This window comes from Aeromonas sp. S9(2024) (genome assembly GCF_041403185.1).
Lineage (GTDB): Bacteria > Pseudomonadota > Gammaproteobacteria > Enterobacterales > Aeromonadaceae > Aeromonas > Aeromonas enteropelogenes.
Window position 1 is genome coordinate 60,250 of record NZ_JBGLRE010000005.1, and the last position, 25,269, is coordinate 85,518.

At 59.1% G+C, this 25,269-nt stretch carries 25 protein-coding genes and 2 pseudogenes; 16 read left to right on the forward strand and 11 right to left on the reverse strand.

Annotated features, from left to right (window positions below; all coding sequences use genetic code 11):
• Nucleotides 1-62: 62 nt before the first annotated feature.
• Nucleotides 63-1,385: an outer membrane channel protein TolC gene (gene tolC, locus ACB028_RS10025; RefSeq protein WP_026456748.1), complete on the reverse strand. Its 1,323-nt coding sequence runs from the start codon at nucleotides 1,383-1,385 to the stop codon at nucleotides 63-65.
• Between the two features lie 309 nt (nucleotides 1,386-1,694).
• Between tolC and nudF the strand changes: the two genes are divergently transcribed.
• The 12 genes and pseudogenes from nudF (at nucleotide 1,695) to ACB028_RS10085 (ending at nucleotide 12,478) form a co-directional block, all read left to right on the forward strand.
• Nucleotides 1,695-2,336: an ADP-ribose diphosphatase gene (gene nudF / locus ACB028_RS10030; protein WP_026456747.1), complete on the forward strand. Its 642-nt coding sequence runs from the start codon at nucleotides 1,695-1,697 to the stop codon at nucleotides 2,334-2,336.
• 96 nt (nucleotides 2,337-2,432) lie between these two features.
• Nucleotides 2,433-2,882 carry a DUF1249 domain-containing protein gene (locus ACB028_RS10035; RefSeq protein WP_342017673.1) on the forward strand — a complete coding sequence of 150 codons (450 nt, stop codon included), beginning with the start codon at nucleotides 2,433-2,435 and terminating at the stop codon, nucleotides 2,880-2,882.
• Nucleotides 2,883-2,904: 22 nt separating this feature from the next.
• On the forward strand, nucleotides 2,905-3,723 hold the full coding sequence (gene cpdA / locus ACB028_RS10040; protein ID WP_223379197.1) for a 3',5'-cyclic-AMP phosphodiesterase: 819 nt from the start codon (nucleotides 2,905-2,907) through the stop codon (nucleotides 3,721-3,723).
• A 10-nt stretch (nucleotides 3,724-3,733) separates the two neighbouring features.
• Complete coding sequence (locus tag ACB028_RS10045; protein WP_371144197.1) at nucleotides 3,734-4,321, forward strand: YqiA/YcfP family alpha/beta fold hydrolase; 588 nt, start codon at nucleotides 3,734-3,736, stop codon at nucleotides 4,319-4,321.
• 2 nt (nucleotides 4,322-4,323) lie between these two features.
• A complete protein-coding gene (locus ACB028_RS10050; protein WP_371144198.1) occupies nucleotides 4,324-4,947 on the forward strand; it encodes an NUDIX hydrolase in 624 nt (207 codons plus the stop codon).
• Between the two features lie 36 nt (nucleotides 4,948-4,983).
• Nucleotides 4,984-5,097: pseudogene (locus tag ACB028_RS10055) on the forward strand (GFA family protein); the annotation flags it as partial.
• A 114-nt stretch (nucleotides 5,098-5,211) separates the two neighbouring features.
• On the forward strand, nucleotides 5,212-7,098 hold the full coding sequence (gene parE / locus ACB028_RS10060; RefSeq protein ID WP_042072642.1) for a DNA topoisomerase IV subunit B: 1,887 nt from the start codon (nucleotides 5,212-5,214) through the stop codon (nucleotides 7,096-7,098).
• A gap of 20 nt (nucleotides 7,099-7,118) precedes the next feature.
• Nucleotides 7,119-7,430, forward strand: a complete 312-nt coding sequence (locus tag ACB028_RS10065) for an antibiotic biosynthesis monooxygenase (protein ID WP_335837437.1) — start codon at nucleotides 7,119-7,121, stop codon at nucleotides 7,428-7,430.
• A gap of 63 nt (nucleotides 7,431-7,493) precedes the next feature.
• Entirely contained in the window at nucleotides 7,494-9,785 is a 2,292-nt protein-coding gene (parC, locus tag ACB028_RS10070) for a DNA topoisomerase IV subunit A (protein WP_335837436.1), read from the forward strand.
• 1,385 nt (nucleotides 9,786-11,170) lie between these two features.
• Nucleotides 11,171-11,587: pseudogene (locus ACB028_RS10075) on the forward strand (alpha-amylase family glycosyl hydrolase); the annotation flags it as partial.
• Between the two features lie 290 nt (nucleotides 11,588-11,877).
• The gene (locus tag ACB028_RS10080; protein WP_223379184.1) at nucleotides 11,878-12,201 is read left to right on the forward strand and encodes a hypothetical protein; all 324 of its coding nucleotides are present in this window, start codon (nucleotides 11,878-11,880) and stop codon (nucleotides 12,199-12,201) included.
• Nucleotides 12,202-12,265: 64 nt separating this feature from the next.
• Entirely contained in the window at nucleotides 12,266-12,478 is a 213-nt protein-coding gene (locus ACB028_RS10085) for a hypothetical protein (protein WP_026457462.1), read from the forward strand.
• 139 nt (nucleotides 12,479-12,617) lie between these two features.
• On the opposite strand, the gene ACB028_RS10090 is transcribed toward ACB028_RS10085, so the two are convergent.
• The gene (locus ACB028_RS10090) at nucleotides 12,618-12,869 is read right to left on the reverse strand and encodes a hypothetical protein (RefSeq protein WP_042025886.1); all 252 of its coding nucleotides are present in this window, start codon (nucleotides 12,867-12,869) and stop codon (nucleotides 12,618-12,620) included.
• Between the two features lie 745 nt (nucleotides 12,870-13,614).
• On the opposite strand from ACB028_RS10090, the gene tnaC reads away from it, so the two are divergent.
• From tnaC to ACB028_RS10105, 3 genes are all read left to right on the forward strand, one after another.
• Nucleotides 13,615-13,689 carry a tryptophanase leader peptide gene (gene tnaC, locus ACB028_RS10095; protein WP_223380490.1) on the forward strand — a complete coding sequence of 25 codons (75 nt, stop codon included), beginning with the start codon at nucleotides 13,615-13,617 and terminating at the stop codon, nucleotides 13,687-13,689.
• 179 nt (nucleotides 13,690-13,868) lie between these two features.
• The gene (gene tnaA / locus ACB028_RS10100; RefSeq protein WP_338611283.1) at nucleotides 13,869-15,326 is read left to right on the forward strand and encodes a tryptophanase; all 1,458 of its coding nucleotides are present in this window, start codon (nucleotides 13,869-13,871) and stop codon (nucleotides 15,324-15,326) included.
• A gap of 82 nt (nucleotides 15,327-15,408) precedes the next feature.
• Nucleotides 15,409-16,623 carry an aromatic amino acid transporter gene (locus ACB028_RS10105; protein WP_371144199.1) on the forward strand — a complete coding sequence of 405 codons (1,215 nt, stop codon included), beginning with the start codon at nucleotides 15,409-15,411 and terminating at the stop codon, nucleotides 16,621-16,623.
• A gap of 199 nt (nucleotides 16,624-16,822) precedes the next feature.
• On the opposite strand, the gene ACB028_RS10110 is transcribed toward ACB028_RS10105, so the two are convergent.
• The 9 genes from ACB028_RS10110 to ACB028_RS10150 all read right to left on the reverse strand — a co-directional run bounded on the left by ACB028_RS10110 (nucleotide 16,823) and on the right by ACB028_RS10150 (nucleotide 24,182).
• Nucleotides 16,823-17,263: a hypothetical protein gene (locus ACB028_RS10110; protein WP_197064454.1), complete on the reverse strand. Its 441-nt coding sequence runs from the start codon at nucleotides 17,261-17,263 to the stop codon at nucleotides 16,823-16,825.
• 341 nt (nucleotides 17,264-17,604) lie between these two features.
• Nucleotides 17,605-18,507 (reverse strand): hypothetical protein, encoded by a 903-nt coding sequence (locus ACB028_RS10115; protein WP_371144200.1) that lies wholly within the window; start codon nucleotides 18,505-18,507, stop codon nucleotides 17,605-17,607.
• 11 nt (nucleotides 18,508-18,518) lie between these two features.
• On the reverse strand, nucleotides 18,519-19,286 hold the full coding sequence (locus ACB028_RS10120; RefSeq protein ID WP_042025944.1) for a hypothetical protein: 768 nt from the start codon (nucleotides 19,284-19,286) through the stop codon (nucleotides 18,519-18,521).
• A gap of 12 nt (nucleotides 19,287-19,298) precedes the next feature.
• The gene (locus ACB028_RS10125; RefSeq protein ID WP_371144201.1) at nucleotides 19,299-19,829 is read right to left on the reverse strand and encodes a hypothetical protein; all 531 of its coding nucleotides are present in this window, start codon (nucleotides 19,827-19,829) and stop codon (nucleotides 19,299-19,301) included.
• Between the two features lie 6 nt (nucleotides 19,830-19,835).
• The gene (locus ACB028_RS10130; protein ID WP_026458058.1) at nucleotides 19,836-20,120 is read right to left on the reverse strand and encodes a J domain-containing protein; all 285 of its coding nucleotides are present in this window, start codon (nucleotides 20,118-20,120) and stop codon (nucleotides 19,836-19,838) included.
• Between the two features lie 299 nt (nucleotides 20,121-20,419).
• A complete protein-coding gene (locus ACB028_RS10135; protein ID WP_354688476.1) occupies nucleotides 20,420-20,941 on the reverse strand; it encodes a protein disulfide oxidoreductase in 522 nt (173 codons plus the stop codon).
• Nucleotides 20,942-20,944: 3 nt separating this feature from the next.
• Complete coding sequence (locus tag ACB028_RS10140; protein WP_371144202.1) at nucleotides 20,945-21,691, reverse strand: DsbA family protein; 747 nt, start codon at nucleotides 21,689-21,691, stop codon at nucleotides 20,945-20,947.
• A 10-nt stretch (nucleotides 21,692-21,701) separates the two neighbouring features.
• Nucleotides 21,702-23,756, reverse strand: coding sequence for a protein-disulfide reductase DsbD family protein (locus tag ACB028_RS10145; RefSeq protein WP_371144203.1), 2,055 nt, complete (start codon nucleotides 23,754-23,756; stop codon nucleotides 21,702-21,704).
• Nucleotides 23,757-23,807: 51 nt separating this feature from the next.
• Nucleotides 23,808-24,182, reverse strand: coding sequence for a hypothetical protein (locus ACB028_RS10150; RefSeq protein WP_201979716.1), 375 nt, complete (start codon nucleotides 24,180-24,182; stop codon nucleotides 23,808-23,810).
• Nucleotides 24,183-24,346: 164 nt separating this feature from the next.
• Between ACB028_RS10150 and ACB028_RS10155 the strand changes: the two genes are divergently transcribed.
• Nucleotides 24,347-25,075 carry a 1-acylglycerol-3-phosphate O-acyltransferase gene (locus tag ACB028_RS10155; protein ID WP_371144204.1) on the forward strand — a complete coding sequence of 243 codons (729 nt, stop codon included), beginning with the start codon at nucleotides 24,347-24,349 and terminating at the stop codon, nucleotides 25,073-25,075.
• Nucleotides 25,076-25,269: the final 194 nt, after the last annotated feature.

A 25,269-nucleotide genomic window follows, 5' to 3' on the forward strand; every position in this document is an offset into this window, starting at 1 on the left:
CCTGGCAACGGGCAGCAAAAAGGCGACCTTATGGTCGCCTTTTTCATATCCGGGTCATGCTATCAGGCCTTGGGTTTGGCGCTGGCGGGCATCAGTCCCTGGTTCACTTCTACCAGATCCTGCTCTTCCAGGATGCCGGCCGCCTGTTTCAGGCTCAGGATGTTGAGGATGTAGTTGTAACGGGCGGCAGAGAGCTTCTGCTTGGCGTCGTACAGCTTGCGGGTGGAGTCCAGCACGTCGACGATGGTACGGGTACCGACCTCATAACCGGCTTCGGTCGCCTTCAAGGCGCTGTCGGCGGAGATGACGGACTGGCTGTAGGCACGTACCGAGCCGATGCTGGCGTTTACGTTGTTGTAGGAAGAGCGCACAGTGCTCTGCACCGAGCGGAAGTTCTTCTCCAGCAGCTCGCTTGCGGCCACATAGTTGAACTGTGCCTGTTTGACCTGGGAGCTGGTGGCGCCGCCGCTGTAGATGGGCAGCTTGAAGGTCAGCCCGACATTGGCCTGGTTGCCATTGCTCTCGGGGTTGATCACTTCATCCTTGTAGTCGGTATTGCTGGCGGAGAGACCGGCACCCAGATCCAGAGTCGGTTCGTGGCCGGTCTTTGCCAGATCGATCTGCTCCTTGGCGATGTCTTTCGCGATGCGGGCACTGTGCAGTTGCAGGTTCTTGTCCAGCGCCAGCTCCAGCCACTTGTCGGAGCCGAAAGCGGTCTTCTGCGGGCTGAAGCGTTCGGTGTTGAGCACATCCAGCGAACGATGGTCGATACCGGTCAGCTCGCGCAGGGTCTCGTAGCTGTTGTCCAGCTCGTTCTCGGCGCTGATCTCGTCCGCCAGCGCCTGGTCACGGGAGGCTTCGGCTTCATGCACGTCGGTGATGGCGGTCAGACCCACTTCGAAACGCTGCTGGGTTTGCTCCAGCTGACGCTCTACGGCCACCTTGTTGGCACGCACGAACTCCAGGGTGTCCATCGCCTTGAGTACGTTGAAATAGGCCTGGGCGGTACGCAGCATCAGGTTCTGGATTTCAAGGTTGTAGGCGACGTCAGACTGGGTGGCACTCTTCTCGGTCAGATCCAGGTTGACCCAGTTGCTGCGACGATAGATGGACTGATCCAGAGAGAGGGAGCCGCTGGCGGTGGTACCGGTCTGGGTATCGTTCTTGTTCTGCAGGTAGTTCAGACCGGCGCCCAGGTTGATCTGGGGCAACAGGGCTGCGCGGGATTCATTGATCTTCTCGAAGGCTTGGTCGCGTACTGCCTTGGATTGCAGTAACTGCGGGTCTTTGAGCTGGGCCTGTTGGTAGATGTCGAGCAGGTTCTCGGCATGGGCACCGGCACTGACGCCCAGCAACACCATGACGGACAAGAGTGTTCTTTTCATAGATCGTTTTAACCTTATGTAGTAACCCAAAATGGTTGCTGGAAGAGGGCAAATATTGTCACCGACCAAGCTTGATTGCAGCTTAATCACTCTACTAGTTAGCAAAATTTAATGCCAAGAGTCTCCGGTCCAGTGACGGGAACGTCAAGAACCGAACGCTATTTTCTCCTCCCTGTGCCTAGCCAAATGGTCTGTGGCTGCTAAAATCCACCCCTCATTGACCTTGGTGCAGAGAGTGAATGAATGTTCATTCATGTTCCTCGGATTTTATGGTCAAACAGATTCAAGTCAAGCTGACGGGAGCCTCGTATGTCACAGCATCCCCTGCCGCAGGATCGGCATTATGCCGCCGAAGACGTAAAAATAATTTCAAAATCATCGGGTTATAACGGCTTCTTCAAGGTGAACGTTTATCGTTTGCAGCACAGGTTATTTGCTGGTGGCTGGAATCAACCCATAGTCCGCGAGCTGTTCGAGCGGGGCCACGCCGCCGCGCTGCTCCCTTATGATCCGGTACGCGACCAGATTGTGCTGGTGGAGCAGTTCCGCATCGGCGCCATGGAAACCAGTCGCACCCCCTGGCTGCTGGAGCTGGTGGCCGGCATCATAGATGAAGGGGAGACTGCCGAGGCCGTGGTACGTCGCGAAGCGGTGGAAGAGGCCGGCATCGAGGTGGGTCGCTGCGAGCACGCCATCAGCTATCTGGTGAGTCCGGGTGGCAGCACGGAGCGGATCGAGGTCTATGTGGGCGAGGTGGATGCCAGCAAGGCCGAGGGACTGCACGGTCTGGCGGAAGAGGGGGAAGATATCCGGGTGCATGTGGTGAGCCGCGAGCAGGCCTATGCCTGGCTCAAGGAGGGGCGCATCGACAACGCCGCCTCCGTCATCGCCCTGCAGTGGCTGGCTCTCAATCATGGCGAGCTGCGCGCCCGCTGGTTGGCGGATCGCTGAGATGGCGATGACCCGGCTTCAGGCCAGCGTTCACATGCCAGATCTGCTCGCCTGCGAGTTCAACTACCCGTGGGATTGGATTGATGGAGCTGCAACATGGCGTTAGTCCAGAGCCCGTTCAAACGCTATGTGCCTGATTTGATGTCCTTGCAGCGCACCTGTGAGGTCAACTACATGGCGCTGATGAAATTGCTGCCCCCGGGTGGAGAGGTAGGGGCCGAGCGGCGCTACCGGGTCGGCAACGATCTGCAGTTCCAGCTTACCGTCTGTGGCGAGAGCCGCTTCACCAGCGAGGTGTTGCTGAGCCAGCACAACCCCGAATTGCCCGAATATCTGCAGGCGCAAATAGAGATTCGTTTGTATCATGATGTGCGAATGGCGGAAGTGTGTGCAACGCAACAGATTTCTCGTTTGCAACCACGTTATGATTATCCCAATAAAAAGATGCACCAGCGGGATGAAAAGGAGCAGGTAAATCTGTTTCTGGCCGAATGGCTGAAATTTTGTCTCAGACATGGTACCAGTCCGATCAATATCTCCAGTTGAACAAATATAAAGAAGCGTGATTTTGGAAACAGAGCTACCTCAGGCGCAGGATGGCAGTGTGCACCTGCTGCAAATTACCGATACCCATCTTTTCGCCAGCGCCGAGGGTCGGCTGCTGGCTGTGCGCACCGCAGAGAGCCTGGCCGCCGTGCTGGATCAGGTGCAGGCCAACGCCCACCCTTACGACCTGATCCTGGCCACCGGCGATCTGTCGCAGGATCACAGTCCGGAGTCCTACCAGCGCTTCGCCACCATGATGGCGCCGCTCTCCCGCCCCATCTACTGGCTGCCCGGCAATCATGACGACAGCCCCCTGATGACGGAGCACCTGCATGCCGCCGGGATCAGCGAGGCCAAGCAGCTGGTGGGCGAGCACTGGCAGGTGATCCTGCTCGACACCCAGGTGCGCGGCAAACCTCACGGCATGATTGGAGATCACCAGCTGGAGGCGCTCGACAACGCCCTGCGCCAATATCCGGATCGTCACGCCCTCATCGCCCTGCACCATCAGGCGGTGCCGGTAGGCTGCGCCTGGCTGGATCAGCACAACCTCAAAAACGCCGACGACCTGTTTGCCGTGCTGGCCCGCCACCCGCAGCAGAAGACCATACTGTTTGGTCACGTTCATCAGGAGTTCGACGAGGTGCACCGCGGGGTGCGGCTGATTTCCAGCCCCTCCACCTGCATCCAGTTCAAGCCGCTCTCCGATGGTTTCGCGTTGGACGAGTCCGGCCCGGGCTGGCGCTACCTCACCCTCTACCCGGATGGCCGCATCGCCAGCCAGGTGTGGCGTCTGCCGGTCGGCCAGTTTGTGCCTGACCCCAATGCCACCGGTTACTGAGGAGCACTGCATGAAGCCCGTCCTCCTCTACCTGCACGGTTTCAACTCCTCGCCGGGTTCCGCCAAGGCGCAACAGATGGCGGCCTGGGTGGCAGAACACAGGCCCGATATCGAGGTGGTGATCCCGGCCCAGCCCAATACTCCGGCGGCGGCCTGGGCGGCCATCGAGCAGACCATCGCGGATCTTGTGGCTCGCCATGGCGCTGCGCTGCGGCTCGGCGCCGTGGGCAGCTCTCTCGGCGGCTTTATGGCGACCAGGGTCAGTGAGTTGTATGGCTGCCGCGCGGCCCTGATCAATCCGGCGGTACGACCCCATGAGCTCCTGTGCGACTATCTTGGCCCCCAAACCAATCCCTATACCGACGAGCGCTACGAGCTGTTGCCGGCGCACATGGACGAGCTGAGAGCGCTGGCGGTGCCGGTGACCGCCCCCGAGCGGCTCTGGGTGCTGCAACAGCAGGAAGATGAAGTGCTGGACTATCGCAAGGCGCTGGAGGAGTACCGCTTCGCCCGCCTGTCGCTGGAGTGCGGTGGTAACCACGCCTTCGTGGCGTTCGAGCGTTACCCCGCCCAAATCGTCCGCTTCCTCGGGCTCTGATCATGCCACCGCCGCTGGCCGCCTTTCTGGAACAGGTACTGGCCACGGCCCAGACTGGGCTCACCTACTCCAAAGACCCTTTCGATATCGGCCGCTTCGAGGCGCTGAGAGCGGCCACGGTTGCCCTTATTGTCAGCCAGAGCGAGCTGGCCCCCGAGGCCATCGGCGACTGGATCGCCCTCGACACTGGCTATCCCACCCCCAAGCTGGATGTGCGTGCTTTCATCGTGGATGAGGCAAGACGGATCCTGCTGGTGCAGGAGCGCAGCGACGGCGGCTGGACCCTGCCAGGTGGCTGGTGCGATATCGGCGACTCGCCGGCAGCTGCCGTGGTGCGGGAAGTGGTGGAAGAGACCGGCCTCGAGTGCCGGGCGGTGCAACTGCTGGCCCTGTTCGACAAGCTCAAACACCCCCATCCGCCCCAGCTGCCCCACGCTCACAAGGCCTTCTTCCTGTGCGAGGTGACCGGCGGCCAGCTGCTCACCGAAACCGATGAAACTCGGGGGGCGGCCTATTTCCCCATCGAGGCACTGCCCCCACTCTCCCGCCACCGGGTGGTGGAATCCCAGCTGCATACCCTGCACCGGCATGTGCAAGAGGGGCGGTGCGATACCCTGTTCGATTGATTCACTCGGCACGTGGATTGGCGGCAAGGAGGCAAGATGATCAAGCGTATTGGCAATACCCCCATTCAGGTGAAGCACAAGGCCAGCTGCGATTGCGGGGCCCTGGTGCTGGAACTCAGCTTGCCGTACGGCATGGTGATGCCTCGCCGATGAGTCAAAAGCGGGCCGCGCGCCTATTCAGATCAAGCTTTCTGTGCGGGGCGTTTGTCCTGATCCCGCCTAGCAGTTAAGATTCCCTCCAAACGTCAATTCGCAAGGCCCTCCATGTCTACTCAATACAATGCGGATGCCATTGAGGTCCTCAATGGCCTTGAACCGGTGCGTCGTCGCCCCGGCATGTATACCGACACCACCCGGCCCAATCACCTCGGCCAGGAGGTCATCGACAACAGCGTCGACGAGGCGCTGGCGGGGCATGCCCGCAATCTGGAGGTGATCCTCCACGAGGATCAGTCCCTCGAGGTGATCGACGATGGCCGCGGCATGCCGGTCGACATCCACCCGGAGGAAGGGGTGTGCGGGGTGGAGCTGATCCTCTGCAAGCTGCACGCGGGGGGCAAGTTCTCCAACAAGAACTATCAGTTCTCCGGCGGTCTGCACGGGGTGGGGATATCGGTAGTGAACGCCCTCTCCGATCGGGTCGAGGTGACGGTGCGCCGCGACGGCCAGGTCTATGACATCGCCTTCGAGCGTGGCGACAAGGTGCAGGAGCTGACTATCACAGGCACTTGCGGGCGCCGCAACACAGGTACCCGGGTGCGTTTCTGGCCGCAGGCGAGCTATTTCGACTCCCCCAGGTTCTCGGTCTCCAAGCTCGAACATCTGCTCAAGGCCAAGGCCGTGCTCTGCCCTGGCCTCACCATCAAGTTCCTCGACAAGAACACCGGCATCAAGCTGGAGTGGTGCTACGAAGACGGCCTCAAGGATTATTTGATCGACGCGGTCAAGCAGTTCACCTGCTTGCCGGAGCAGCCCTTCGTCGGTACCTTCAGCACCGATCAGTCGGCGGTGGACTGGGCCCTGTGCTGGCTGCCGGAAGGGGGCGAATGCCTCGCCGAATCCTATGTGAACCTGATCCCCACCGCCCAGGGCGGTACCCACGTCAACGGCCTGCGTCAGGGCCTGCTCGACGCCATGCGCGAGTTTTGCGAGTTCCGCAACCTGTTGCCGCGCGGGGTCAAGCTGACCCCGGAAGACATCTGGGATCGCTGCGCCTACATCCTCTCCATCAAGATGCAGGATCCGCAGTTTGCCGGCCAGACCAAGGAACGGCTCTCCTCGCGCCAGAGCTCGGCGTTCGTCTCCGGCGTGGTGAAGGATGCCTTCAGTCTTTACTTGAACAGCAACACCGAGCTGGCGGAACAGCTGGCCGAGCTCTGCATCTCCAGCGCCCAGCGCCGGATGCGCGCCGCCAAGACGGTGGTGCGCAAGAAGATTACCCAGGGCCCGGCCCTGCCCGGCAAGCTCACCGACTGCGGCTGCGCCGATCCCATGCAAGGCGAATTGTTCCTGGTGGAGGGTGACTCCGCGGGCGGCAGCGCCAAGCAGGCGCGGGATCGCGAATTCCAGGCCATCATGCCCCTGCGCGGCAAGATCCTGAACACCTGGGAGGTGGAGGCCGGTCAGGTGCTTGCCTCGCAGGAGGTGCACGATATCTCGGTGGCCATCGGTCTCGATCCCGACTCCAACGATCTTTCTGGCCTGCGTTACGGCAAGGTGTGCATCCTGGCGGATGCAGACTCCGACGGTCTGCACATCGCCACCCTGCTCTGCGCCCTCTTTGTGAAGCACTTCCGCGCCTTGGTGGAACAGGGCCATGTCTATGTGGCCATGCCACCTCTCTACCGGATCGACATCGGCAAGGAGGTGTTCTACGCCCTCGACGAGGACGAGAAGAACGGCGTGCTGCAGCGGGTCGAGGCCGAGAAGAAGAAGGGCAAGGTGATGGTGACCCGATTCAAGGGCCTGGGCGAGATGAACCCCAAGCAACTGCGGGAAACCACCATGGATCCCAACACCCGTCGCCTGGTGCAGCTCACCATGGACGAAGGGGAAGAGACGTTGCAGCTGATGGACATGCTGCTGGCCAAGAAGCGCGCCGGTGATCGCCGCGAATGGCTGGAAGAGAAGGGCAACCTCGCCGAAGTGTGAGAGCCGGACAAGGAGCACAGATGATAGCCAATACCCCGGAACCCCCTTACTACGCGGTGATCTTCACCTCGGAGCGCACCGACGTGGACGAGGGCTACGCCGCCATGGCCGAACGCATGCTGGCACTGGCCCGCACCCAGCCGGGTTTTCTCGGTGTGGAGTCGGCCCGTGACGGGGTGGGCATCACTGTCTCCTACTGGCGCGATCTCGAGTCGATCCGCCACTGGAAGGGCGATCTCGAGCACCAGGAGGCCCAGCGCCTCGGCCGCGAGCAGTGGTATCGCACCTTCAAGACACGCATTGCAAGGGTGGAGCGCGATTACGCTCTGTAACGCGCCCTTGCCCACGATTTTGGCGGCCACGGCCGCGACCCAAATAACCAAGAGAAGCACCACATGAGTGATCTAGAGCTCAGTCTGGACGGGGTAGAGCGCCAGCCCATGCGCGCCTTTACCGAGCAGGCTTACCTGAACTACTCCATGTACGTCATCATGGACAGGGCCCTGCCCCATATCGGCGACGGCCTCAAGCCCGTGCAGCGGCGCATCATCTATGCCATGAGCGAGCTGGGGCTCTCCGCCCTCTCCAAGCACAAGAAGTCGGCCCGTACCGTGGGTGACGTACTCGGTAAGTACCATCCCCACGGCGACAGCGCCTGTTACGAAGCCATGGTGCTGATGGCCCAGCCTTTCTCCTACCGCTACCCGCTGGTGGACGGTCAGGGCAACTGGGGCGCGCCGGACGATCCCAAATCCTTCGCCGCCATGCGTTATACCGAGGCGCGCCTGTCGCGCTTCTCCGAGCTGCTGCTCTCCGAGCTCGGCCAGGGCACGGTGGAGTGGACACCGAACTTCGACGGCACCATGAAAGAACCCGTGGTACTGCCAGCTCGCCTGCCGCACATCCTGCTCAACGGGGTGACCGGCATCGCGGTGGGCATGGCGACCGACATCCCGCCCCACAACGCCCGCGAAGTGGCCCACGCCTGCGTCGAGCTCCTGGACAACCCCACTGCCGGGCTGGATGCCCTGATGGCGCACATCCAGGGGCCGGATTACCCGACCAACGCCGAGATCATCACGCCGCGCGACGACATCCGCAAAATCTACGAGACCGGCAAGGGATCCATCAAGCAGCGGGCGGTGTGGAGCGAGGAGGATGGCGACATCGTCATCACGGCGCTGCCCCATCAGGCCTCAGGCGCCAAGATCATGGAGCAGATCGCAGCCCAGATGGTGGCCAAAAAGCTGCCCATGGTCACCGATCTGCGGGATGAATCGGACCACGAGAACCCGACCCGTCTGGTGATAGTGCCGCGCTCCAACCGGGTGGACGTGGAGGGGCTGATGGCCCACCTGTTCGCCACCACGGATCTGGAGAAGAACTACCGGGTCAACCTCAACATCCTGGGTCTGGACAACCGGCCCCAGGTGAAAGACCTCAAGACCATCCTCACCGAGTGGCTGAGCTTCCGCCGCGAGACGGTGCGCCGTCGCCTGCAGTATCGCCTCGACAAGGTGCTGGCTCGCCTGCACATCCTCGAAGGCTTGCTCATTGCCTACCTCAATATCGACGAGGTGATCGAGATCATCCGCACCGAGGAGGAGCCAGGCCGGGTGATGATGGAGCGCTTCAACATCAGCGAGACCCAGGCCGAGGCGATCCTCGAGCTGAAACTGCGCCACCTGGCCAAGCTCGAAGAGTTCAAGCTGCGCGCTGAACAGAACGAACTGGCGGAAGAGCGCGACAAGCTGGAACTCATCCTGGGCTCCGAGCGTCGCCTCAGCACCCTGCTCAAGAAAGAGCTGCTGGCCGATGCCGAGAAGTACGGCGACGATCGTCGCACTCCGCTGGTGGAGCGCGCTACCGCAGTAGCCCTGACCGAGAAGGAGCTCACCCCGAGCGAGCCGGTCACCGTGATCCTCTCTGACAAGGGATGGGTGCGCGCGGCCAAGGGCCACGATGTGGATGCCGAGGGGCTCTCCTACAAGGCGGGGGATAGCTACCTCACCCACGCCTGCGGTCGCAGTAACCAGCAGGCGGTGTTCCTCTCCACCCTGGGACGTACCTATTCGCTGGAGGCCCACACCCTGCCATCCGCCCGCAGTCAGGGCGAGCCGCTCACCGGCCGCTTTGCGCTGGGGGCCGGGGAAGAGGTGCGCCATCTGGTGATGGGCAACGAAGGCGAGCCGTATCTGGTCTGTTCCGACGCCGGTTACGGCTTCGTCTGCAAATATGACGACCTGATCGGCAAGAACAAGAACGGCAAGGCGCTGCTCACCGTGCCGGAAGGGGGCATCGTCATGGCGCCCCAGAGGATAGGCGCGCCGGACACGGATCTCTGCATGGCCATCTCCAACGAGGGGCGCATGCTGCTGTTCCCGCTCAATACCCTGCCGGTGCTCGGCAAGGGCAAGGGCAACAAGCTGATCAGCATCCCGTCGGCGCGGGTGAAGGCGCGGGAGGAGTTTGTGGTGATGGCCGCCGTCATCCCGCAAGGCCAGTCGGTGACTCTTTTTGCCGGCAAGCGCAAGCTGACCCTCAAGCCGTCCGATCTCGACTACTACCGCGGCGAGCGCGGTCGCCGCGGCGCCAAGCTGCCCCGCGGTCTGCAGCGGGTCGATCGCATCGAGATTGAACCCGCCGCCGGTGCCGAACCGGCTGCCGGGGAAAATCAGGAAGGGTAATAAATAAAAGGGAGCGGGAGCTCCCTTATTATATGTATGGAGTTAGGCCCATGATGGTGTACAACTTAATTTTCAAAAAACAATTACAAAGTATTAATTGTTAAAGGTTGTATTTCTCAGCCCAAACAGTGGAATAATTATTCTGAATGCAGTAGTCATACATGCCTGCGAAGTCGTGAATACCGAGGCGTGTCAGGTCAGCGTGGATGTGCTTAAGAATTATTACACCATTGTCAATGTTTAACGCTAACAGCGGAGCAGTTGTAACACTCTCGATATGAGCAAACTGCACTTGCGAATTGTTAGTGAAGATGTTGTTGGTAAATTCACATTGTTGGATGTTGTAGTATGATATTCGCTGTTCTTTTAGTTCTCCTCGTTGGTTATTTATATTTATTGAAAATGACGTTCTTAGGTCGCTGATGATTGACGACGATGTAATTGATATGTAAAGAGCCCTCACATACTTTAGATATAAGTGTGTTTTACCGGCGGTAAGCTGTATTCTGGCATCTAGTAGACCAAAAAAATCAGGACCGGATATATAGATGTCATCACCTAGTTCATGGGGTGATGAGGGTGAAGAATAGCCGGAAATACCCTGTTGCCAGTAATAGTTTTCCGCCCCGGAGCTACCAGTCCTTAGTAAATTATTTAACTCAGAAACCTTTACATAACATAGCCCATTTTGCCAAACCAATATGCTTCTAGAAAATGCATTTTTTATCGCTGACAAGGTTTTTGAACTTAGGGTATTGAGCAACGCATTATTATATCAAATTATTTCATTTTGCAGTTTGATATCAAGGGAGGCCAATGTGTAAAAATGAGTGGATGGAAGGTTGGTAGTCATAACTTCCCTCCTGAAACGCGATGGAAAATGGTGCTTATATCTGCGCAAATATCGTCATAGTTCAAGCCGTTATCCACATCTTTCTTGCGGTCAGGATGAAAAATACGTAAGTATTCATTCTTCAACTCTTTCGCCTTTCTCACATCAATCATATGTATTTTTTTATGCCAAGGTATTTATCAAAGGCCTGATTATTTATTTTTAAATAAAACGCAAGCTCGTGCTCCTTACTCTTAAAATATTTTGAGTAATCATTTTCACTTGACAGTATGTTGCTTTTTATAGGGTGTTTGTCTTGATCTACTGCAAGTAATATCTTCATTTTTTACCTCAAGGTAGTAATGTAAAATATAGTTAAGTGTACTTATCTGCTTACCACTTTGAATTTAAATGTTATCGATTGTAATGGTCAACTAATATCTGGACTCTAGGCTAGGGCTGTAGGTCCAAAAACAAAAACTGGGACACCCACCTTTGTGACCGCGGCGTAATCCTGTACTTGCCTTGAGGAATCACTGTCGAGGGATGCGCCATGACCATTGCCCGGTCACGTCAAATCAGTTTGCAGGATACGCCTTACTACCACGTGGTCAGTCGCTGTGTACGGCGGGCTTTCTTGTGTGGGGAAGAGACCCATTCTGGTCAGAGCTACGAACATCGGCGCCTATGCAGCGATGAGCAGCCATTACCACCTGGTGCTCAAGGTTGATCCCGATACCGCCGCCAACTGGAGTGAGCGGGAGGTGGCCGAGCGCTGGGCTGCGTTGTTCCAATGGTCGCTGTTGGTGCGGCGCTGGTATCAGGGGGAATCCCTGATTGAACCTGAGATTGCAGTGGTTAAACAACTTATAGGCAGTGGCGCGAGCGGCTTTACTCCATCAGCTGGTTTGTGCGACAGCTCAATGAAACTCTGGCTCACCAGGCCAATCTGGAAGATGGCTGCAAGGGCCGTAGGTTTGATTAGCGAAGCGTAATCAGACGATCGCGAAAACAAGTTACCGCAAGGTTACCGGTCATCCATCAGATCTTCTTTCCCATTGGCATGGAGTCTGCGGTGCGATCGATTACGCTGCGGCTCGATATGGTTTTTGTTGCCAGGTAAGAGGGATAGTAGCAAAGCGATTCCGATTCTTGCCGTCGTCATATATAGCGGGTTCTGTTTGGATGTCTTTCAGGGCATGATGGTTAAGTGCCAATCGAATCAAATGTTGGCGTTGTTGATGCAAGGAAGGTGAGAGGATGAGAGTTGCCCTGTTTTTGTTGTGTGCTGCCTGGCTATTGCCGCTGCATGCCGAGACCCGTGAACCCGTGCAGGAGGGGACCATGGCCAACCAGCAACTGATCCGGGATGCCATGGTCGGTGTCGCGGGCTGGGTGGCAACCAAGGGTTGCGAGGCGCCGGAGCGTTTTGTACCTGCCGTGCTGCAACTGCCCAAGGGGGAGCCGGGTAGTCGCTACTGGCAAGAGCGTTGGACTGTGACGGGCTGCGGCACCGAGTATCCCGTGGTCATCGATTTTCGCGAGACCGGGATGGATAGCGCCATGTGGACCATCACCCCCTGACCCTGCCAACTTCCTGCCCGGGGCCTAAACTGGAAGGGGACACCCCAGTGCCAGGAGGCCAATCATGGAAACAGAAAAAGCCATCGGGCTTATCGAGGCTCACGGGATCTTTCACGGGGATCACTACAGCTTCAACAGCGACGATTTTGTGCAGTGGTGCGAGGAGGATGCCCAGCAGACCCTCACGCTGGAGCAGGCCAATCAGGACCTCTCGCCGTTTTGCATCCGGGTCGGTTACTCGGAGCCGGTGCGGATGTGGCGCTACTACCTGACCTGATCAGGTCAGGCTGCGCCACCTTAGATAACAAGAAGGAGCCGATAAGGCTCCTTCTTCCATTCTGGTTTGCCAAAGCAGGTGCGGGAGCGCTGGCTTCACTCCGCCAGCCGTATCAGAGGTGTATGACGCAGCGAAATGGTCAGGCGGGGATCCGGCCATTGCGCACCAATGCCCGCCGGATATTGCGGCACATCTTGCCAAAGCTGGATAGCTCGTCAAAGGTGGGCGGGATGCCGCGATTGATCTGGTATTGCCAGTAGCAGAGCTCGGTATCGACCAGTTCCATCAGCTTCTTCGGGCAGCCGATGCAGGTGTTGTCGGGGCCGCATTTGAAGGTGTCGGCCTGATAGAGGGGGAACTCCTGTTTGACGGCATCGATGATCTGCTGCATCGCGGTAATGCGGTCCGGTTTTCTGCTCATCTTGTCAAATACCCCACTTCATATCAGGCGGGGATTATAAACGCTGAGCCTGGCGGCACAATTGCGCAAAGGGGGTAGACAAGGTGACTGGATATATCCAGAGCTTTTGTTGGGGAGGCTGTTTATCACGAAATGCCGATGATAGTGAACGTAACGAGTCGGTTTAATCTGTCTGTAAAATTATCTATTGATTAATAACCTATCATCTCATTCCAATGGGTAGCGTATTTATGGTTTTCTCTTTTTATATTGAGTGACGACCCCTGACCTTAATCTCTTGAATACAGAGGGATATAAAAGGTTGGCCATCAGTCGGTCATCTTGTGGCCAGGAACAGGGGTATATGATGGTCCTTGATAAGGGGAGGGTGGGGAACCAAGCTGATTGCAAGTGCAACAAAATTTAACATGGACTGATGGCCATCCGTTGGTGAAATCACCCGGTAGGCGGATGACTTCTTATATTTTCCTGTATTGAATAATTTGTTAAATATCAATGAATACAAGGTGTTACGTTTGATTGTGTTATGTTCATACTTTATTTGGCTGCGCTTGGCTCTATGCCGTGACAGGGCGAGCGTCACTCCCGTCACAAAAAGAGTTGTATAAAATGTTATCAAGATCCCAGTTTACTTATCTGGCGTATTGAACCCGGATGCCTTCTGTTCATAATGAGCTGGTCATATCGACATTTTATTTTCAACTGGGTGGGCACCATGAATCGCACATTCACTTCCTGCAAATGGTTCAATCTTGATCGCAAGATAGCCTTCTTCTTCCCAATCAAATAAGCCTTCCGCTGTGGGCCGGTGGCCCCTTCTGCACATATTCCTGTGCTGACATTCTGTCTCTGATATCTGGTTTGTCGCCATATGTAGCCAAGCCGGGTCTCTATTTATCTATTTTCCTGCGCATCCTTTAATTTGCGCCGGATGGCGATCCTGTTCGCCAAATAATGCCGAGGTTTACCATGGAACATTTCAAACACCTGCCCGAGCCGTTTCGCATTCGCGTTATCGAACCGGTAAAACGGACCACTCGTGACTACCGCGAGGCCGCCATCAAGCAGGCCGGCATGAACCCCTTCCTGCTCGACAGCGAAGACGTCTTTATCGATCTGTTGACTGACAGCGGCACCGGCGCCATCACCCAGGACATGCAGGCGGCCATGATGCGCGGCGACGAAGCCTACAGCGGCAGCCGCAGCTTCCACGCCCTGCGCAAGGCGGTGCAGGAGATCTTCGGCTACGAGCTGACCATTCCGACCCACCAGGGGCGCGGCGCCGAACAGATCTATATTCCGGTTCTCATCAAGAAGCGTGAGCAGGAGAAGGGGCTGGATCGCAGCAAGATGGTGGCGCTCTCCAACTACTTCTTCGACACCACCCAGGGCCATACCCAGATCAACTGCTGCGTAGCAAAGAACGTCTATACCAAGGAAGCGTTCGACACCAGCGTCACCGCCGATTTCAAGGGCAATTTCGATCTCGACAAGCTGGAGGCGGCCATCCAGGAGGCGGGTCCGGCCAACGTGCCCTATATCGTCAGCACCATCACCTGCAACTCGGCCGGGGGCCAGCCGGTCTCCATTGCCAACCTCAAGGCGGTCTATGCCATCGCCCGTCAATACGAGATCCCGGTGATCATGGACTCCGCGCGCTTCGCCGAGAACGCCTACTTCATCCAGCAGCGCGAGCCCGGCTACGCCGACTGGAGCATCGAGCAGATCACCCGCGAGGCCTACAAGTATGCAGACGGCCTCGCCATGTCCGCCAAGAAGGACGCCATGGTGCAGATGGGCGGCCTGCTCTGCTTCAAAGATGAGTCGATGCTGGACGTTTACAACGAGTGCCGCACTCTGTGCGTGGTGCAGGAGGGCTTCCCCACCTATGGCGGCCTGGAAGGGGGCGCCATGGAGCGGCTGGCGGTCGGCCTGCGCGACGGTATGCGCCAGGACTGGCTCGCTTACCGCATCCAGCAGGTGCAGTACCTGGTGGACGGGCTGGAGGCGATCGGCGTGGTCTGCCAGCAGGCAGGGGGACACGCGGCTTTCGTCGATGCGGGCAAGCTGCTGCCCCACATCCCGGCAGATCAGTTCCCGGCCCACGCCCTGGCCTGCGAGCTCTACAAGGTCGCCGGCATTCGTGCGGTCGAGATAGGCTCCCTGTTACAGGGTCGTGACCCGGCCACCGGCAAGCAGATGGCCTGCCCGGCCGAGCTGCTGCGCCTGACCATACCGCGCGCCACCTACACACAGACCCACATGGACTTCATCATTGAGGCTTTCCAGGAGGTCAAAAAGAACGCCGCCAATATCAAGGGGCTGACCTTCACCTACGAGCCGCCGGTACTGCGTCACTTCACCGCCCGGCTTGAAGAGGTGGCGCCAAATACGGCGACGACGGCCAGACAGCTGGCCGAAGCATAACAACCAATAAGCAAAGCAAGGCACAGAAGATTCTGTGCCTTTTTTGAATCTGCATTCAGGGAATAAGACAGGGGGGAATACGATGGCCAAAAATCCATCCATAGTGGGGGGCGCTTGTATCATAGCGAGCGTCTGTGTCGGGGCAGGGATGCTGGGGCTGCCCAGCGCCGGGGCGGGGGCCTGGGCCAGCTGGTCCACTCTGGTCATCACCCTGACCATGATAGTGATGACGGTCTCGGGCTGGATGCTGCTGGAGGCATTCAAGGGCTACGAGCTGACCGTCTCCTTCAATACGGTGACCCGGGATCTGCTGGGATCCAGGGTCAATATGTTCAACAACCTGGCGGTCTATTTTGTCGGCGGGATCCTGCTCTACGCCTATATCACCTCGTCCGGGCTGATCCTGCATGGGCTGCTCGGCATCGACAGCAAGATCGCCTCCGTGCTGTTTGTGCTGCTCTTCTCCAGTCTGGTGTGGCACTCGACCCGGGCGGTGGACCGGATCTCGGTGGTGCTGATCGCCTTCATGCTGTTGAGCTTCGTGTTCGGGGTCTCCGGGCTGGCGATGCGGGTCAATGTGGATCAGCTGTTTGACTCCATGCACCAGGAGATGGGGTATGCCCCCTACGCCCTGGCCCTGCTGCCGGTGGCGCTGACCTCGTTCGGTTATCACCACTCGGTGGCCTCGATGCGGGCCTATTACGGGAGCGAACACAAGGCCAAGAGGGCCATTCTGGGAGGCACCCTGATCGCCCTCGGTTTCTACATCCTCTGGTTGGTGAGCATCTTCGGCAACCTGCCGCGCCAGCAGTTTGGCCCCGTCATCGCCCATGGGGGCGAGGTGGATGCGTTGCTCAATGCGCTGGGGTCGGTGATCGACTCCCGCAGGGTCGACCATGCGGTGCACGCCTTCTCCATAGCGGCGATTCTCTCCTCCTTTATCGGGGTGGGGCTCGGGGTATTTGATTACCTGGCGGATCTGTTCAAGTTCGACAACAGTCGCCGCGGCCGTGCCAAGTCGTGGGCGGTGACCTTTCTGCCGCCGCTCCTGATGTCACTCCTGTTTCCGTTCGGCTTTATCATCGCCATCGGTTATGCCGGAGCGGCCGCCACCGTCTGGACCTGCATAGTCCCGGCCCTGCTGGTGATGAAAGCGCGCAAGGCGGAAGGGGGAGATCAGGGCTTCGTGGCACCGGGCGGCCAGGGCATGGTGATGGGGGTGATCCTGTTTGGCATCCTGATAGCGCTGTTCCATCTGCTCAATATGGCAAACCTGCTGCCCATCTTCACCGGGTAGTGGCGCAGGCAGAAATCGGATAGCACAACGCCCGGTAAGCCGGGCGTTGTTATAAGGAGAGAGGGGAGATAACAGGCAAGATGGATTCGTTAGGCGGCAACATGAGATCTGTTACCCAGCCAACGGATCAATAAATCATGACCAATTTAATTTCATCCGGGAGATGACGATATTTCCCCCACCCTCCCTTCTGGCCAAATTATTTTTTCATCAACTTTTCAAATTCAGCCTTATCGATTCCTTTCTCAATACCAGACATGGCCTTCTGCACTTCAGGAGCGGAAAACAATTCGCTGGCGGCGACCTGTCCCAATAACTGGAAGCTGGTACTGATGGTATTGGTTCCTTCATAAGTCAGTGCTTTGGTTGCCTGATCCCGGCATGAACTGGTCAATAATTTGGTAAAGAGTTTGCCCAGCGTGGCATTGGAATCATCCAGTTCTTTTTGTGATACGTTGCTGATGGATTTGACGGCCGGGTGTGCCGATGCCGAGGCGAACATCCACTTGACGAGAGACGTTCTGTCATCTTTTGTTGTTGATTCTACAAGGCATTTCGCAAGATCATCCCCATAGGGGCCGGCATTGGCGGTGTGCGACAGGAAAAGAGCTGCGATGATCGCCAAGTATTTCATTTTCATGATGTGTCTCATGGATAATAGTGGATCGGTTTTGGATTAATGCACTGAACTGTGAGTATCAATCACGGGCATATTAATCGAGAGCATACCAAAATCAAATGGCTCCCTTTTGTGACCGATATCCTCCTTCCTGCGGCTTCTCCCGGTGTTTCATTACATCTTGACCCCGGTGTTTATTTATTCCCGTGCTGTGATGAAAAATACCAGTCGTTTGATGTGTGCTGATCTCTTGGCCTGTTTTTGATTTCAGGGGGAAATATTGTGCTGGTTGCCGGATAGCACAACGCCCGGCAAGCCGGGCGTTGGATTACAGAGAGAGCCGCCTGTTGGCAGGCTGGCTATCAGAAGTCGTGATAGAGGGGCCAGCCGAGCAGCGGGTGCTTGATGCCGGCGCGCATCTCGAAGTTGTCGAGCTTCTCCGGCGAGGCGCTCTCTTTTTGCAGCAGCTGGTACTGGCGCACAAACCCAAGGGTGTGGAGCAGGTTGGGGACAAAGCCCGGGCTCAGCTCCTGGCGGATCGCCGCGGCCATGTCGGCGGGCAGTTCGCCAAGCATCAGGGCGAGCTGGGTCGCCAGATGGTCGGTGTCGTACCACTCCTCCTTGAGCTCAATCTCCCGCGCCAGTTTGCGCTTGAGATCCTGCTTCACCTTGAGGGGGGCGGCGCCACTGCCCTTGCCGCAGAGGATGCGATAGAGCAGGGCCTCGGCCAGCTTGTCTTCCATGGTGGGGTGATCGTTCTCGCAGGCGAAGAAGTGCTGGTCGATAAGCCCCATCAATCGGTTCTTGTTGTGCTCGGCCAGCGCCTTCTCGTACTCCTGCCACCCTTGCCACTCCTCCACATCGGGGGGGCTGGAGATCTTGTCCAGCAGGCGCGCATCCACGTCACCATAGAGGCTGTTGCCGCTCTGCCTGGGACTGACGGTGATGAGCATGGACCAGCCCTTCTGGAACGGCTTGATGGGCCCCTCCGGCGCCTGCAAGAGGGCCAGCGCCTTGGCCGGATCCCGCTGGGACAGTTCCTGCAACCCCAGGCTCACCACGCCGATGACGTCGTGAGCGGCCTGTTCCAGCAGGTGCATCTTGTACTTGTTGTAGTACTTGTCGGCGAATTTGAGGCTCATCAGCACCGCCTTGCCCTTGATGGCGGCCAGTTGCTGTTGGCTCAAACGCTCGTTGTCGCGGCCAAAGCGCAGCACCTGGGTGAGAAAGGGGCCCTGGTTGGCATCGCGAATGACTAACTGCATGAATGGGCTCCTTAATCCAGAAAGCTGAACATGTCGTCGACGTCGCCGTACTCGTCTTCCTCGACCTTGTTCTTCTCTTTGGCCTGCATCACCAGCTCGGCGGCGAACTTGTTGATGATGCCGTCCCAGGTGGAGTGCTCATTGCGCAGCAGCGCCTTGATGGATTTCTCCACCTCGGGAGCCAGCTCGCGGATGAGCATCAACAGGCTTCTCGGGTCATCCAGGGCGTAGTCGTGCACATCCTCGCTCTGCTGGCGTTCGCTGTAGCGCAGGGACTCTTCGAGATCTTCCTCCTCGGCGTGCAGCACGTCACGATAGCCTTCGTCGTCCTCGTAGCGATCGCCGCGATAGAACTCGATAAAGGGGATGGCGAGGTAGAAGAGGCCGGCCGGATCCTCGGCCACGCACTCGAGGATCTCGCGCTGCTTGGCTTCGCTCTCCTGGGTGCGGATCAGGTAGTTGAGGAAGTCGAAGGTGTGCTGCTGCAGCTCGTCGGCGTTGTTCTTGATCGCCTCTTCCCAGTAGAGGGGCTGCTGGCAGACGATGTCGCGGATCCGCTCCGGGGTCATCAGCTCGGAGATGATGGAGGGGAAGGAGATGTCGTGCTGGCCGTTGATCTGGGTCAGGGTAACGATATCAATGTTTTCAATCACTTCTGCCAGCTGATCGTCAGACATGGTCTTGGCGATCAGCTCGAACTTCTCGCTGGCCTGTTTCGGCTCGACCACGGCCAGCTCTTTGATCTCGATGGCGGTAATTTCTATCAGACTGTTGTTCATGCGTTGCCCCAATTAGAAACGTACTTCGTCGTACATATCCTGATCGCCGTCGTCGCGCTCATCGCCATTGTAGTCGGCGTCGGCATCTTCCCCGTCTTCATCCTCGTCGTCGCGCAGCTCATAGTCGTCATCGGCACGGCGGCTGCCGCGCGGCAGCGGATTGTCGAGCTGGAACAGCACGGCGCAGGCTTCCATCAGCTGATCTTCGCTCTGGGCGCGCACTGCCTTGACCAGCGGCAGCTCGGCGTTGCTGAACGCCACCGACACCTTGAACTCGTCCCAGGAGGGCTGCTCGTCACTGGTGAGCCAGCGGGCCCACTGCGGTTTGGCCTTGGCCGGAAACTGCACCCGGCCATAGAGGGCGAGCGGCAGGTATTCGGGCATAAACTCCAGCATGCTCATGTCGGCCAGCAGCAGGGCCTTCATCTTGCCGGTGAACTGTTCCAGCGCCTTGGGATCGTCCTGATCCCGGTAGGATTCGATATTTTCACTGGCATCGCTCAAGAGGGCCTTGAGTCGTGCCTGATCCCATTTTTTTTGCATGATGCCTCAGGGGTAGAATTGGTCCCACATCTCCTGCATGGCAGAAGCGGGATCGGTCACGATGACGTTGTTGAAATCCTTGATAAAAGCGGCCCGCTGCTTTGGATCAGACAGCACTTCATAGGCCTGCTTTATCTGGTGCAGCTTGATGGCAGCCTGCTCTTTCTCGTCGTCAGTGGCCCCGATCAGCTTGTCGGGGTGGTACTGGTTCGACAGCCGTCGATAGGCTTTCTTGATGTCGTTTTCACTGGCGTTGGACTTGACGCCCAGCACCCGAAAGTAGTTGTTCATGGCAGATCCTGCATCGCTGGCATCTTGGAATTCACACTGCGGGTGCCTGGTCGGGCTTGGCAAACCAGGCACGGCAAAAACCCGTCATTTTAACGGAAACGGATCCGCACCGCCACGCATTGGCGATGATATGGCGAGCAAGTTGCATCACCGGGCTCGTTGGCAGGCGGACGAATGGCGTCAGACACAGCGTAAGTGCCGATTGTTACCATTCTGGCAATGGCGAGAGGTGCTATCTGTGACGGCGGTTGAAAAAATGCCCGGCATGGCCGGGCATTTGCAATTGGCGTGGCGCCGGGTTAGTGAAGGCTCGCCCACCACAGGCGCAGCGTCAGCCCGAGCCCCGAACTCCAGCCCGTGGTGCTGCTTACCAGCTCCCCATCCTTGACGATGAGGAAGGTGGGGGTCACCCCCACCTGCCAGCGGGCGGCGAGCGCTCCCGATTCGTCATTGTGGGTGGGAAAGGTGAGCCCCTTCTTCGCCATCCCTTCACGCAGTTGGGCGTCGCTGCCGGAGCGTAGCGCCACTGTCAGCACGTTCTCCCCCTCCTGCCACAGGGTCTCCACGGTCGGCGTGGTGAAACGGCATACCCCGCACCAGCTGGCCCAGTAGTAGACCAGCAGCGGCTTGCCCCGGCTCAGTGTTGCCAGATCCGTGGTGGTGCCATCCTGCAGGGTAATGGGGGCGCTCATGGCTCCCTCAGGCAGGGTGGGGCTGCGCCACAGATCCAGCAGGGTGGAGATAACCAGCGCCATCAGCAGCAGCCAGAGCGCCTCCTTGCCCCAGCGTTGCCAGCGGGGCCGGGTGGGTGTGGTCGCCATGATTTACCCCAGCTTGGCCAGCTCGTCTTTTACCAGCTGCTCCAGCTCCTCATAGGGGATGGCCCCCGGCACCAGCTGGTTGCCGATCAGGGTTGCCGGCGTGCCCTGCACCCCCAGGATGGTGCCGATGCGCAAGCTGTTGCGCAGCTCCTCGGTGGCCTTGGCATCGGGCTTGAGCGTCGTGTTGCCGGTGGCGGCCAGCGCCTTGTTGATGTCCGCCTCGGTCAGCATGCCCTGCTTGCTCATCAGCTTGTCGTGCAGGGTGAGGAAGCGGGCCGGATCCTGTTGCCACAGGGTCAGGCTGTACTGGGCCGCCTTGGCGGAGCTCTGTCCCTTGAACGGCAGCAGCTTGATCACCAGCCCCAGATCGTTGGGATAGGCCTTGAGCAGCTTGGTGAGACGGGGATCGAACTGCTTGCAGTAGGGGCAGTTGTAGTCGGTGAACAGCACCAGGGTCAGCTTGGGATTCTTGGCGCCAAGGCGCGGGCTGGTGGTGCTGTTGAACAGCACATCCTTGTTGCCCTTGATGAAATCGCCGAGCTGGGCCGCCTGTGCCGCGGCATTCTGCTTCTCCCAGGATTCGGCCGCCTCGTCGAGGATCTTCGGGTTGGCCACCAGGGTTTCGCGAATGAGCTCCTTGATGCGCGCCTCCTGCTCCGGGGTAAAGGGCGCGGCGTGCAGGGACGGCGCCGTCAGCATACCGGCAGAGAGGGCGGTAAACAGGGCGAGGGTGCTGAGAGTCGGTTTCATGAGGTTCTCCTTAGAATCGGGTTATGCCGGGGCGGATGAGGCCCGCCTGGCTCAACAGGGTAAGCAGGTCGTCCTGGTCGAGCAGGGGCGAGAGGGTCTCCCCTTGTGGCAGGCCGGGGCCGTAAATCTGGTTGAAAGGGACGGCAGCGGCGCCGCGCTTGCGCAGGAAGGCTGCGATGGCGTCGTCGGGTCTGCTCCAGTCGCCGCGCAGGGCCACCACATCGGGGGCCGAGAGGGCGGTTTGTACCTCATCGCGCAGCAACACGTTGTATTTGTTGGCCTTGCAGGTCACGCACCAGTCGGCGGTGACATCGACGAAGACCCGTTTCTTCTGGGCCAGCGCCGCAGTGATGGCTTGCTCCGAGAGAGGCTGCCAGACTACCCGATCGACGCTGTTGCTGCCCTGAACGGTGAACGCGCCTCCCAGCAGCAGGGCACCGCCGATGAGGGCCGAGAGGGAGAGGGCCAGCGTGAAGCCCCGGATGCCGTAACGCCAGATGATACCTACCAGCAGCACCAGCACCATGACCACCATCAGCCAGCCGGTGGTCGTGCTGCCCAGATGATTGCCGAGCAGGCTGGCGAGCCAGAGGCTGGAGCCCAGCATCATCAGCCCGAGCAGGAGGCGCAGATGGCTCATCCAGCGGCCGGGTTTGGGCAGCCAGAGCGCGATGCGCGGCACGGCAGCCACCAGCAGCCAGGGCAGGCTCATGCCGATCCCAAGTGCCGTGAAGACGAGCCAGAGCTGGCCGAGTGGCGCCGCCAGCGCAAACGCCACAGCTGTGCCGAGGAAGGGGGCCGAGCAGGGGGTGGCCAGCAGGGTGGCAAAGCTCCCTTGCAGGAAGTGGCCACCCAGACCCTGGCCACCGCGGGTGGCGAGCCGGGTGGTGAGGGAGCTGGGCAGACGGATCTCGAACAACCCCAGCAGATTGGCGCAAAACAGCAGGGTTACCAGCACCATGAAGCCGATGAACGTCGGGCTCTGGAACTGGATCCCCCAGCCAACCGCCCCACTCATTCCGAAACTTGGGGCGCGCAACAGGCTGCTCATGGCTGCCAGCACCCAGAAGGAGGCGATGATCCCGGCGCTGGCGGCGAGGAACTGCTTGCGCACATCGCTTTGTTTTCGCTCCTGATGTTGCAGCACGGAACCCAGCTTGAGGGCCAGCACCGGCAGCACGCAGGGCATCAGGTTGAGGATGAGGCCGCCAAGCAGCGCCGCTCCCAGCAACCAGAGCAGGGGCTGGCTCGGTTCGGGCAGGCTGAGGGCCTCGCCGATGGGGGCCTGGCCCTGCCAGGCCTGCTCCCCGCTGGTGAGCAGTACCCCGAGCGCCTTGCCGCGCAAGTCAGGTGCATTCCCCTGCCAGCCATCGCTGACCGGAACCCGGGCGATCAGGGTGGTCTCCTTCACTTCAAGCTCGGGCTTGCCGAATTCCGCTCCTTCAAGGGCATCGATAAAGAGCGCCGGCGTCTGCCAGCCGGCGGGCCGCTCGGCCATCAGTTGCAGCTGGTTTTGCTGATAACCCAGGCTGATCCGGATATCGGCGGGCAGCGGCCGGGGCAGGTTGCTCGCCGCCTTCGCATAGGCAAAATCAAAGCCGGCCGGCGCCTCGCCTCTGGCCGCGAGGGTGAAGGGGTAGTCGGTGAGGATGCAGACATTGCTGCAGGTCGAGAGGCGCAGGGTCCCCTTGAGCGGCTTGTCAGCGGGATAGCTCAGGCTGAGCGGGAAGCTTACGTTCTTTTCGTAACCCTGGGTGCTGAGGCCGGCCACCTCGAAATGGCGCGGCGCGGGCCAGTGCCACTGGAATGCCTCGACCGGCTCGTCCCACAGGATCCGGGGCGCAATCCCCCCTTCACCCGGGCTGTGCCAATAGGTTTTCCAGCCCGATTCGAGTTCGACATCGAGCAGGATGCGGGCCTGATTCGGTGTGCTGCGGTCGGCCTGCAGCCGCACCCTGGCGTGATCGTTCTGGGGGCTGGTGAGCCAGCCCGTGTCGCTGGCCAACCCTATGGGTTGCCACAGCAAGCAACCCAGCAGCAGGGTTGCCTTGAAGAGATTTGACATCTGTTTGGTCTCGCAAAAATGAGTGATGACTGACGAAAAACGCAGCCGGGCTCATTCCCGCCAGACGCAGAGGGTGAGGTGCAGACGCCGCTCCGGCGGCGAGATGGCCCTGGGGGGCGGCAAGGGTGGCGTGTAGCGCCAGAGCGGCGCCAGCAGGGCGATCAGCAGTGCGACGGCAAAGAAGATCTGTTCGATGCAGAGCAGGGTGGTGGCACTCAGCCATTTGCCATTGAGCTGGCAACTGGTGGGTTGCGGACTGGGGCTGGCCTCGGCCTGCTCGTCGTCCGTTACCTGGGTGAGCTGGATCTGGCAGCCGATGGCCTGATCGAGCAGGGCCAGCCGGGCCAGCGGCTGGGCCGCACAATTGAGCACCAGCAGGCAGACCAGCAGCAGTAGGTGTTTCGCCACGCGTTGTTGGTGAATCATGCTCGCCCCGTCCATCAAGATGGCCACATCCTAGCGAGCAATGGCAAGCGGGGCAAGCCGGGGGCCCGGCCGTGGCGGTGAGCTTGGTCAGTTCTGTCTGGCGAACGCTTGTTCGCTAAAAGGGGGATCAGTATACTGCGCCGAGTTCAAATTCGAGGTGTTCGATGCTCAAACTTGCCCGTGTGCTGCTGCTTGGTCTGCTGCTCGTCTTCTGGTTCCTGTTCGGTCTGCTGCTCTGTCTGGCCCGTCCGCGTCACCCCAACAACGTCTATGTCTTTGCCCGCATGTATCACGCGGTGTGTCCGCTGATCGGGATCCGGGTCAAGGTGACGGTGGATGAGGCGGTCAAGTCGGTGGGGCCGGCGGTCTATGTCTGCAACCACCAGAGCAACTACGACATCTTCACAGTGACCGGCGCCGTGCAACCCGGCGTGGTGGCGGTGGGCAAGAAGAGTCTGTTGTGGCTGCCCTTCTTCGGCCTCATCTTCTGGCTCTCCGGCAACGTGTTGATCGACAGATCCAACCGTTCCCGCGCCATTGGCACCATTGGCCAGGTGGTGGATCGCATCAAGGCGCGCGGCACCTCCATCTGGATGTTCCCGGAGGGGACCCGCTCCCAGGGGCGTGGACTGCTACCGTTCAAGGCCGGTGCCTTCCATACTGCCGTGCAGGCCGAGGTACCCGTTGTGCCCATCGTCTGCTCCAGCTATTTTGGCCAGATCGACCTCAATCGCTGGGACAACGGCGAGGTGTTGTTGGAGGTGATGGCTCCGGTATGCAGCAAGGAGCACGGCGCCGCCGGCATCCGCGAGCTGTCCGAGGTCTGCCGCAGCCGGATGGAGGAGAAGCTGGTCGAACTGGACAGCAAGCTCGGCCACCACAAGGCCGCATGACGCCTCGTCGCGCAACAAAATGAAGGGGAGCCGCTGGCTCCCTTTTTTATTGGTGAATTTAACCATCCTGTTGGTGATATTCGCCAACTCATTGCCGATCATTCGGTGCCATCAATTCCCATCTCGTTGTAAAACAACATAAAAATATCTTGGCACGGCACTTGTAATGCTTTGAGAAGAGCTAACCATCCCAT

What these genes read in the sequence shown, in the direction of transcription:
- tolC (WP_026456748.1), bottom strand. Translation starts at nt 1,385, where the DNA reads ATGAAAAGAACACTCTTGTCCGTCATGGTGTTGCTGGGCGTCAGTGCC.
- nudF (WP_026456747.1), top strand. Translation starts at nt 1,695, where the DNA reads ATGTCACAGCATCCCCTGCCGCAGGATCGGCATTATGCCGCCGAAGAC.
- ACB028_RS10035 (WP_342017673.1), top strand. Translation starts at nt 2,433, where the DNA reads ATGGCGTTAGTCCAGAGCCCGTTCAAACGCTATGTGCCTGATTTGATG.
- ACB028_RS10045 (WP_371144197.1), top strand. Translation starts at nt 3,734, where the DNA reads ATGAAGCCCGTCCTCCTCTACCTGCACGGTTTCAACTCCTCGCCGGGT.
- ACB028_RS10050 (WP_371144198.1), top strand. Translation starts at nt 4,324, where the DNA reads ATGCCACCGCCGCTGGCCGCCTTTCTGGAACAGGTACTGGCCACGGCC.
- parE (WP_042072642.1), top strand. Translation starts at nt 5,212, where the DNA reads ATGTCTACTCAATACAATGCGGATGCCATTGAGGTCCTCAATGGCCTT.
- ACB028_RS10065 (WP_335837437.1), top strand. Translation starts at nt 7,119, where the DNA reads ATGATAGCCAATACCCCGGAACCCCCTTACTACGCGGTGATCTTCACC.
- parC (WP_335837436.1), top strand. Translation starts at nt 7,494, where the DNA reads ATGAGTGATCTAGAGCTCAGTCTGGACGGGGTAGAGCGCCAGCCCATG.
- ACB028_RS10080 (WP_223379184.1), top strand. Translation starts at nt 11,878, where the DNA reads ATGAGAGTTGCCCTGTTTTTGTTGTGTGCTGCCTGGCTATTGCCGCTG.
- ACB028_RS10085 (WP_026457462.1), top strand. Translation starts at nt 12,266, where the DNA reads ATGGAAACAGAAAAAGCCATCGGGCTTATCGAGGCTCACGGGATCTTT.
- ACB028_RS10090 (WP_042025886.1), bottom strand. Translation starts at nt 12,869, where the DNA reads ATGCAGCAGATCATCGATGCCGTCAAACAGGAGTTCCCCCTCTATCAG.
- tnaA (WP_338611283.1), top strand. Translation starts at nt 13,869, where the DNA reads ATGGAACATTTCAAACACCTGCCCGAGCCGTTTCGCATTCGCGTTATC.
- ACB028_RS10105 (WP_371144199.1), top strand. Translation starts at nt 15,409, where the DNA reads ATGGCCAAAAATCCATCCATAGTGGGGGGCGCTTGTATCATAGCGAGC.
- ACB028_RS10110 (WP_197064454.1), bottom strand. Translation starts at nt 17,263, where the DNA reads ATGAAAATGAAATACTTGGCGATCATCGCAGCTCTTTTCCTGTCGCAC.
- ACB028_RS10115 (WP_371144200.1), bottom strand. Translation starts at nt 18,507, where the DNA reads ATGCAGTTAGTCATTCGCGATGCCAACCAGGGCCCCTTTCTCACCCAG.
- ACB028_RS10120 (WP_042025944.1), bottom strand. Translation starts at nt 19,286, where the DNA reads ATGAACAACAGTCTGATAGAAATTACCGCCATCGAGATCAAAGAGCTG.
- ACB028_RS10125 (WP_371144201.1), bottom strand. Translation starts at nt 19,829, where the DNA reads ATGCAAAAAAAATGGGATCAGGCACGACTCAAGGCCCTCTTGAGCGAT.
- ACB028_RS10130 (WP_026458058.1), bottom strand. Translation starts at nt 20,120, where the DNA reads ATGAACAACTACTTTCGGGTGCTGGGCGTCAAGTCCAACGCCAGTGAA.
- ACB028_RS10135 (WP_354688476.1), bottom strand. Translation starts at nt 20,941, where the DNA reads ATGGCGACCACACCCACCCGGCCCCGCTGGCAACGCTGGGGCAAGGAG.
- ACB028_RS10140 (WP_371144202.1), bottom strand. Translation starts at nt 21,691, where the DNA reads ATGAAACCGACTCTCAGCACCCTCGCCCTGTTTACCGCCCTCTCTGCC.
- ACB028_RS10145 (WP_371144203.1), bottom strand. Translation starts at nt 23,756, where the DNA reads ATGTCAAATCTCTTCAAGGCAACCCTGCTGCTGGGTTGCTTGCTGTGG.
- ACB028_RS10150 (WP_201979716.1), bottom strand. Translation starts at nt 24,182, where the DNA reads ATGATTCACCAACAACGCGTGGCGAAACACCTACTGCTGCTGGTCTGC.
- ACB028_RS10155 (WP_371144204.1), top strand. Translation starts at nt 24,347, where the DNA reads ATGCTCAAACTTGCCCGTGTGCTGCTGCTTGGTCTGCTGCTCGTCTTC.